Source organism: Sphingomonas sp. BAUL-RG-20F-R05-02 (assembly GCF_022662305.1).
GTDB lineage: Bacteria > Pseudomonadota > Alphaproteobacteria > Sphingomonadales > Sphingomonadaceae > Sphingomonas.
Genome location: NZ_JAKNQH010000020.1, coordinates 22,401 through 30,814 on the forward strand (window position 1 = coordinate 22,401; position 8,414 = coordinate 30,814).

The 8,414-nt window shown below is 67.1% G+C and carries 7 protein-coding genes and 1 pseudogene; 5 read left to right on the plus strand and 3 right to left on the minus strand.

All coding sequences use genetic code 11. From position 1 onward, the window contains the following. The first annotated feature begins 6 nt into the window (after positions 1-6). Genes L8F97_RS20195 through cls form a run of 3 tightly spaced genes read left to right on the plus strand, consistent with a single transcriptional unit; the run spans position 7 to position 4,058 of the window. Positions 7-1,203, plus strand: a complete 1,197-nt coding sequence (locus L8F97_RS20195; protein WP_242154223.1) for an HlyD family secretion protein — start codon at positions 7-9, stop codon at positions 1,201-1,203. Further along, the gene (locus L8F97_RS20200; protein ID WP_242154224.1) at positions 1,200-2,612 is read left to right on the plus strand and encodes an efflux transporter outer membrane subunit; all 1,413 of its coding nucleotides are present in this window, start codon (positions 1,200-1,202) and stop codon (positions 2,610-2,612) included. The genes L8F97_RS20195 and L8F97_RS20200 overlap by 4 nt, the downstream gene beginning before the upstream one ends. A gap of 6 nt (positions 2,613-2,618) precedes the next feature. Then, positions 2,619-4,058 (plus strand): cardiolipin synthase, encoded by a 1,440-nt coding sequence (cls, locus tag L8F97_RS20205; protein ID WP_242154226.1) that lies wholly within the window; start codon positions 2,619-2,621, stop codon positions 4,056-4,058. Here the strand turns inward: cls and L8F97_RS20210 are convergent. Further along, positions 4,042-4,902 carry a patatin-like phospholipase family protein gene (locus tag L8F97_RS20210; protein ID WP_242154237.1) on the minus strand — a complete coding sequence of 287 codons (861 nt, stop codon included), beginning with the start codon at positions 4,900-4,902 and terminating at the stop codon, positions 4,042-4,044. The genes cls and L8F97_RS20210 overlap by 17 nt on opposite strands. 98 nt (positions 4,903-5,000) lie before the next feature. Here L8F97_RS20210 and L8F97_RS20215 point away from each other — a divergent pair, with 98 nt between their 5' ends. Continuing rightward, complete coding sequence (locus L8F97_RS20215) at positions 5,001-6,080, plus strand: aldo/keto reductase (protein ID WP_242154228.1); 1,080 nt, start codon at positions 5,001-5,003, stop codon at positions 6,078-6,080. A 21-nt stretch (positions 6,081-6,101) separates the two neighbouring features. Here L8F97_RS20215 and L8F97_RS23040 read toward each other — a convergent pair. Together L8F97_RS23040 and L8F97_RS20230 are read right to left on the minus strand one after the other, a co-directional pair. Beyond that, positions 6,102-6,781: pseudogene (locus L8F97_RS23040) on the minus strand (dienelactone hydrolase family protein). Positions 6,782-6,897: 116 nt separating this feature from the next. Beyond that, complete coding sequence (locus tag L8F97_RS20230; protein ID WP_242154231.1) at positions 6,898-7,515, minus strand: glutathione S-transferase family protein; 618 nt, start codon at positions 7,513-7,515, stop codon at positions 6,898-6,900. Between the two features lie 217 nt (positions 7,516-7,732). On the opposite strand from L8F97_RS20230, the gene L8F97_RS20235 reads away from it, so the two are divergent. Then, entirely contained in the window at positions 7,733-8,341 is a 609-nt protein-coding gene (locus L8F97_RS20235) for an FMN-dependent NADH-azoreductase (protein ID WP_242154233.1), read from the plus strand. Positions 8,342-8,414: the final 73 nt, after the last annotated feature.

Sequence of the window (8,414 nt, forward strand, 5' to 3'; positions counted from 1 at the left end):
GACCGCATGTCAGACGATCGCATTATCAAGCCGGCTGATCCGTCGGCCGGAGCGGGGGAGGATGGTCCGCCGCCGCTAGTGGACACACACGGCCGGCCGCTCGACCACGACGCGGCCGCGCCGGTGGGAGCAGAGCCCGCGAAGACGATCCAGCCCAAACGCTGGACCGTCGTCGTCATGGCGGGCGTGGCGCTGCTCGGCGTGCTGATGATCCTGTACGCGTGGAAGCTGTGGCCGTTCACCGGCACGATCGTCACCACCGAGAACAGCTATGTGCGCGGCCAGATCACGGTGCTGGCGCCGCAGGTGAACGGCTATGTCGCCGACGTGATGGTGCGCGACTACCAGCATGTCCGCGCCGGCCAGCCCCTGCTGCGCATCGACGACCGCATCTATCGCCAGCAGCTGGAGCAGGCGCAGGGTCAGGCCGACGCGGCCGAGGCTAACCTAGCCAACGCCACGCAGACGATCGCCCAGAACGGTGCCGACCTGGAGGCGCGCCGCGCGGACCTCTACGCCGCGCAGGCCGAGCGCGATCGTGCCGCCGCCGACGAGGCGCGCGTCAACGAGCTGGCGGCGCGCGGCTCCGTCTCGCTGCGCGAGCGCGACCAGATCCGCGCCACCGCCCGCTCTGCCGCCGCCAACGTGCTGAAGGCGCAGGCGGCGATCCGCATCGCGCAGGAGACAGTGAAGGCGACCACCGTCTCGCGCCTGGGTCTCCAGGCGCAGGTGAAGACCGCGCGGGCACAGCGCGACCTGGCGAAGATCAATCTCGTCAACACGGTGATCCTCGCCCCCAAGGACGGCCAGCTGAGCGAAGCCAGCGTCCGTCAGGGCCAATATGTCGCCGCCGGATCGCAGTTGCTGTTCCTCGTACCCGAGGCGCTGTGGGTGATCGCCAACTACAAGGAGACGCAGACCCGCGCGATCCGTCCCGGCCAGCGGGCGACGTTCGCGGTCGACGCGCTGGGGGACGAGCGGCTCACCGGCCATGTCGAGGGGTTCGCGCCCGCCACCGGCTCCGAGTTCAGCGTGCTGCGTCCTGACAATGCCAGCGGCAACTTCACCAAGGTGGTGCAGCGCATCCCGATCCGCATCACGATCGATCCGAACCAGCCACTCGCCAAGCGGCTGCGGCCGGGCATGTCGGTCGTCACCCGCGTCGAGACCGCGGGCGCAACCGGCGAGGGCGTTGCCCGGTGAGGCGGCGTGCTGCCCTGATCCCGCTATGTGCCGGCCTGTCGTCGCTGCTCGCCGGCTGCGTGCCACCCCGCCTCCCGCCTCCCGCGATCAGCGCGGTCGTGCCGCCGGGGGTCTGGCGCGACGGGATCGGCGGCAGCGCGCGCATCGACGCGCGCTGGTGGCAGGCGTTCAACGATCCCGTGCTCACCCGCCTGATCGAGGCCGCGCTCGCGCGCAATACGGACGTGCTGACCGCGGCGGCGCGCATCCGGGAAGCGCAGGCGAACGTCCGGCTGGCCCGCGCTGCCCGTCTGCCGATGCTGGACGCCACCGGCGGCGTATCGCGGTCGCGCGACCTCGGCACCACCGGCCCGGCCACGACCACCGCGCTCCAGCCGGAGCTTCAGGTCAGTTGGCAGCTCGACCTGTTCGGCCGCCTCTCGAGGCTGACCGATGCGGCGCGGCTGCAATATGTCGCGAGTCAGGCCGATCGCGATGCGACCGCGTTAATGGTCGCGGCGCAGGTGGCACAGGGCTACATCGGCCTGCTGTCGCTCGACGCGCAGTTGCAGGTGTCGGAGGAGACGGTGCGTTCGCGCGCGGAGGCGTTGCGGCTCGCCGCCGATCAGGCACGCGTCGGCTACATCTCGCAATTCGAACTGACCCAGGCTCAGTCCGAGTACGAGGCGGTCGAGCAGGCGATACCGCAACTTCGCCTGGCGCTGCGTGCGCAGGAGAACGCGCTGAGCCGGCTGACCGGCGACCTCCCGACCGCGATTCCGCGCGGGCTGGCATTGCAGGCGTTCCTGCCGCCTGCGGTGCCTGCGACGCTGCCGTCCGATCTGCTGCGTCGCCGCCCGGACCTCGCCAGCGCGGAACTGGCGATCGCCGCCGCCGACGCCAGCCTCGGCGCCGACCGCGCCGCCTTCCTGCCGCAGGTGGCGCTGTCCGCCAGTATCGGCCAGCTGTTCGTCAACGCGCTTAACTACGATCCCGTCACGATCTGGAGCATCGGCGGCAGCATCCTCGCGCCGATCTTCGCCGGCGGGCGGCTAACCGCGCAGGTGGACGTATCGACCGCGCGACGCGATCAGGCTGCCTTTGCCTATCGCGCCGCGGTGCTGTCCGCGTTCCAGGAGACGGAAACGGCGCTGACCGGCGTCACCCGCTACGCCGAGCAGATCCAACGGCTGCATAACCGGCGCGCGATCCTGATCCGGTCGGTCGCGCTGGCAACCGACCGCTATCGCGGCGGCTACGCCTCCTATCTGGAGCAGCTCGATGCGCAGCGGAACCTCTATTCGACCGAGCTGGAGGCGATCTCCGTCCGTCAGGATCAGCTGAACAACATTGTCACGCTCTACCGCGCACTGGGTGGCGGTTGGAGCGCTGACGGCCTGACCGGCGCGCCTGCCGCCCGGCAACGATAAGCTAGCATGCTGGTGCTGGGCATCCATGCCGACGTCTGGCTCGGCCTCTTCGCCACCTCCCAGTGGGTGATCCGCGCCGGCGCGCTGCTGGTAGTGCCGTTCCGTCGTTCGCCGGAAGCTGCCAAGGGCTGGCTGCTGCTGTTCATGGTCGCGCCGTGGCCGGCAACGCTCGTCTACGCGGTCATTGGCCGGGCGCGGCATCCCAAGTGGCGACGCGAACGGGTGGCGAAGCTGCCGACGGTCGTCTGGGAAGCGTTGATCGATGCGCGGGAGGCACTGGCCGCAACCGTGGCGGAGCCGCCGGCGCAGCTCGCACCAATCGCCGCGCTGGGGCACGCGATCGGCCGGATGCCGGTGCTGGGCGCGAACCAGATCGAGCTGGAACCGGTCTACGAGGAGGTGATCGCCAAGCTGGCCGCCGATATCGACGGCGCTCGCGATCACGTCCACCTGATGTTCTACATCTTCGCCGACGACCATACGGGTGATGCGATCCTGTCAGCGCTGGAGCGCGCCGTCGTTCGCGGCGTCACCTGCCGCCTGATGATCGACGCCTTCGGGTCGGGCGCCAGCCGCCGCGCCATCGCGAAGCGGCTGGCGGGATCGGGCATCGACCTGCGGATCATTCTGCCGGTACGCTTCTGGGGCAAGGTCAGTCGTGCCGACATGCGCAACCATCGCAAGATCGCGGTCATCGATGGTCGCACCGGCTGGATGGGATCACAGAACATCGTCGATGCTGGCGGCGAGGCCGGCACGCCCAACCGCGAACTGATGGTACGGGTGACTGGGCCGATCGTCGCCGAGCTGCAGATCGTGTTCATCGGCGACTGGTTTCTGGAAACCGAGACGGCGTTGCGGGACGACAGCCTGTTCCCGTCGCCGTCGACGGAGGGCGGCAGCACCGCACAGGCGGTCGCGAGCGGGCCCGACTACCCCTGTGCGCGGATCGACATGCTGTTCGTCGCGCTGATCGAGGCGGCACGGCAACGGGTCGTTCTGACCACGCCCTATTTCATTCCCAGCGAGCCGCTGCTGTTCGCGCTACGTTCGGCGGGTTTGCGCGGGATCGACGTGACGCTGATCGTCAGCGCCGCCAGCGACAGCCGCTTCATCGACCTGGCGCAAAGCTCGTATTTTGAGGAACTGCTCGAAGCCGGCATCACGATCGCGCTGTGCGAAACAAACTTCCTCCATGCCAAGCATGTCAGCGTCGACGACGACATCGCGGTGATCGGATCGAGCAACATGGACATGCGCTCGTTCGAGTTGAATTCGGAGACGACGTTGATCTGCTACGACCGCGCCGTCGTTGAGCAACTGCGCCGGTTGGAGCAGGGTTACCGCACGGGTGGTCGCGTGCTCGACCGGGAAAGCTGGGGGACGCGTGGGCTGACAAACAAGATCGCCGGCAACCTAGCCAGGCTGGTCAGCCCGCTCCTGTAACCGGCTCATTGCCAAAGACTGCGGCGATTCGTCCGGCTTCCGCCCAACCCTGGGCACGGCCGGCTTGCGCTGCCGGGGTGCGTGTTTCCGGTGACAGCGGATTATGGCCGATCGCCTTGCGCGCCACCTCGTCCGGTTCGATGACAAGCACTTGGCTGCCGGAGCTTCGCAAAACGTCAACCTGGTCCGCGAGGCCGCCGCTCCCCGGCAACGTCATACCCCCGGTGCCCAGCGGCGACATGACGACGATCCTGCCACAGCCGGCGGCGAGGTCGGCGTTGTCCGACGAGCGGATGCCCCCATCCATGTAGCGATGACTGCCGATGCTCACCGGCGGCCACATGCCCGGCACCGCACAGCTCGCCGCGACCGCATCGACCAGATCGACACCGGACAGGCGGTCGAAGATTCGGGGTTCGCCGGTCGCGATGTCGACAGCCACGACCTTCAACATCCGATCGGGCCAGTCGTGCACCGGAAGTCGTGCGGCGATCACCTCGCGCCGGACGGCCTTTTCCACCGTCGTCGTCTGGGCTGCGAGATCGCCGATCCGCCGCGTCCTCTCGGCCGGGTCGCTGAGCTTGAACAGGACGGAAAGCGCGTTGCCGGCCAGTTCCAGCAGATGCGGCTTCGGCATGAGTTCGGCGACCTGGCGCGCCGGATCGATCTGCCGCTGGAACAGGTCGCTGAGGCCCGTTTCGCCAGCGATCTGCGCCGCAACCGTGGAGCCGGCGGAGGTTCCGATCAGAACGTCGGCGTCTCGCAGATGCACGCCTTCGTCTTCGAGGCCGAGCAGGACGCCCGTCATCCACGCGATGCCGGCGACGCCGCCTCCGCCCAGCACCAAAGCCCGTCCACTCATTCCATCCGCCCTCGTTGCCAAGTCGAGCAAAGCCTATACGTGGAAGCATCGCTCCCTCCATCCCCTGACGGGAACATCATATGTCCTTGACTGATTTCCGCACCCTCGGCCGCTCGGGGCTGGCCGTCAGCCCCCTGGCGCTCGGCACGATGACCTTCGGCGCGCAGGGCTGGGGCTCCGGCGAGGATGGGTCGCGGGCGGTGTTCGATGCCTATGTCGAAGCAGGCGGCAACTTCATCGATACCGCCGACCTCTATGCCAAGGGTAACAGCGAGGAGATGCTCGGAGGATTCATCGCGGAACGCTCGCTGCGCCACCGGCTGGTCCTCGCGACGAAATCGGGCTTCAATCGCGAGCCCGGCAACCCGCAGGCGGGCGGCAACGGCGCGAAGGCGATCCATGACCGCGTCGAGACCTCGCTGCGGCGGCTCAGGACCGACCATATCGATCTCTACTGGCAGCACGTCTGGGACATGGTCACGCCAGCGGAGGAGGTGCTCGAGACGATGGGCAACCTCGTGCGCAGCGGCAAGATCCGCTATTTCGGCCTGTCGAACGTGCCGGTCTGGTACCTTGCGAAGATGGCGACGCTGGCATCGGCCTACCGCGTGCCCGGCCCGATCGCGCTCCAGCTCGAATATTCGCTGACCGAGCGCAACATCGAGCGCGAGTATCTGCCGGCCGCGCGCGAGTTCGGGCTGGGCGTACTGCCGTGGAGCCCGCTGTCGGGAGGCTTCCTATCGGGCAAATACCACCGTGAAGATACTGCCGCCGACCCGCGCGAGAAGGAGGGCGTGGACGGCCGGCTGAGCAAGCCTAATCCGTTCGGCGAGACCAAGTTCACCGAACGCAACTGGATCATCCTCGACGTCCTGCGCGCCGTGGCGGACGATGTCGGCAGGCCGCCGGCGCAGGTGGCGCTTGCGTGGGCCTGTGCGCGGCCGGGCATCACTGCGCCGATCCTCGGTGCGAGCCGAGTCGACCAGCTCCATGACAACATCGCGGCGTTGGAGATCAAGCTGTCGGCCGAGCAGAAGGCGCGGCTTGACGAGGCAGGTGCGCCCGAGCCTGCCTACCCGTCGCGGATATTCTCACCAGAGGTGAACGCCATGGTGTTCGGCGGCACCTCGGTAACCGGTTGGGCGACACAGCGCGGCTGACGCGGTGTCGCCCCTGACGGATCAGGCCGCGGTAAACACCTCGTCGAAAAAGGCCTGCATGGCGGCCCAGGACCGAGCATTGGCCTTCGCGTCATAGCGCGCGAAGTCGGGCCGGCCGAGCCGGTCCGCGGCCGGGTTAGTGAAGCTGTGCACCACGCCGCTATAAAGGTGCATCTGCCAGTCGACCTTGCCGTTTCGCATCTCCTCCTCGAACGCGCGCCGCTGGTCGGCATCGATGCCGGGATCGTCGGCGCCGATGCATACGAGGACCTTGCCAGTGATCGCGGCGGCATCCTCCGGCCGCACCGTCGCAAGACCGCTGTGGAAGCCGACCACGCGGCGACGTCCGCCCCGTTCCGGGCGAGTTCGAGCGCCATAGTGCCACCGAAGCAAAAGCCGATCGCGGCGACCCGCGTGGGGTCCACCTCAGGTCGGGCGAGCAGTGCATCTAGCACGCCGCGCGCTCGCGCCCGGGTCCGCCGCGGATCGTCGCGGAGCGGCCCGATCAGCCCCATGACGGTGTCAAGTTCGTCATAGACCTTGGCATTGCCGTGCCGGTCGCAGGCAAGCGCCACGTAACCCAGCGCGGCCACCCGCTCGGCACGTGACTTAGCGTGCTCGCCGAGGCCGAACGCCTCGGGGAAGACCAGGACTCCGGGTCGAGGTCCCTGCCCGTCGCCGACATAGAGCTGACCGTGCATGGCCAAACCATCCGCCTCGTAACTCACCTGCTCGCTGTGTATCTGATCCTGCCTTTCAAGTTTGCCCGACGTGACATCGCCGCCGTCAATAAATGTTACGGGACGCGAGTGCCGGCTCAAGACGCGGCCTCCCCGGCTCGCGCCAACGCTCGCTTGAGGCCAGGCTGATCCGTTAGTCGCGCCAAATAGGCCGTCAGCGCCGGATAGCCGGCCAGCAGCTTCGCACGGTCCGCGACTTGCAAGAGGTAGAACATCTGCATGTCGGCCAATGTCAGCTGCTCGCCCATTAGTAAGGGGCCCTCGCCGACCCCCACCGCGATATAGCGCAGGGTCGCCTCCCGGCCCGGTGTCACGAAGGCATCCATCTTCTCCGACAGCCCGCCCGTCATGCCACCGATCAGCGTCAGCATGATCGGGAATGCGGCCGATCCCTCGACATAATCGAGCCACTCGTCGTGGATCGCGGCGGCGTCGCTACCCTTCGGCGGCGAGAAGCGGTTCGCGCCGTAACGGGCATCGATGTAGCGCAGTATGGCGCTCGACTCTGCCAGCACGAGATCGCCATCGACGATGACGGGCGACTTGCCGAGCGGATGGACATCCTTGAGTGACGCAGGTGCGCGATGATTGGCGTCGCGCTGATACTCGACCAATTCGAAATCGGTGCCGAGTTCCTCCAGCAGCCAGAGAATGCGGATCGCCCGCGAGCGTTCGAGGTAGTGCAGCTGGATCATCGATATCAGTCCCATTCTGAGCCCACGAGAAAGCAAACGCTCATGCTCTCGGTTTGACGGCGTGTCCTCGTTAGCCCGAACCGGCCGCCTCGGCTCCCTTGCCCGGACATCTGCCTCTTTGGCGCGGCCCATTCCAGTCCATTAGCAGGTGTGCCATGGCGGCCAGACCCCCGTTTATAACCGCCATCATCATGGTGACGACGCAAGGAAGCCCCTCATGAACATCTTGCACATCGACGCCAGCGCCAGCGACGCGGCAGCTTCCCACACGCGTCGCCTCTCGGCGGAGCTGGTCGAGAAGCTGAAGGCTGCCAATCCTGACGCCTCGGTCGTCTACCGCGACGTGACGGTCGATCCTCTTCCTCATGTCGACATGACCATCCGTCAGGCGTGGGCGCCGGAGGGTGACAAGGATGCTTCGCTCACCGCGACGGCACAGCGATCCAAGGCATTGGTCGATGAACTCAAAGCCGCCGACGTGATCGTCATCGGATCGCCAATGTATAACTTTACAATTCCTTCGACCCTGAAGGCGTGGATCGATCACATCGCGATTGCCGGGCAGACCTTTCAGTACACGGCGAGCGGGCCGGAAGGCTTGCTAAAGGGCAAGGCCTATCTCGCGCTCTCCTCTGGTGGCGTCTACTCTCAGGGCCCGTTTGCGGCAGTGGAACACCTCGCAACGTACCTGACTGATATTCTCGGCTTTCTGGGCATCCGAGACGTCGAGGTGGTTCGTGCCGAGGGGGTGGCCTACGGACCAGAGCAAGACGAAGCCGCTATGGCATCTGCCGCCGAGCGCATCAAAACGCTTGTCGCCGGGTAGGATAGGTTGCCGCAGGCTGTCTCGCCCAGCGGCCCAGCAGCCGAAAACCGAAAAACCCATAGGTCAGCATCCG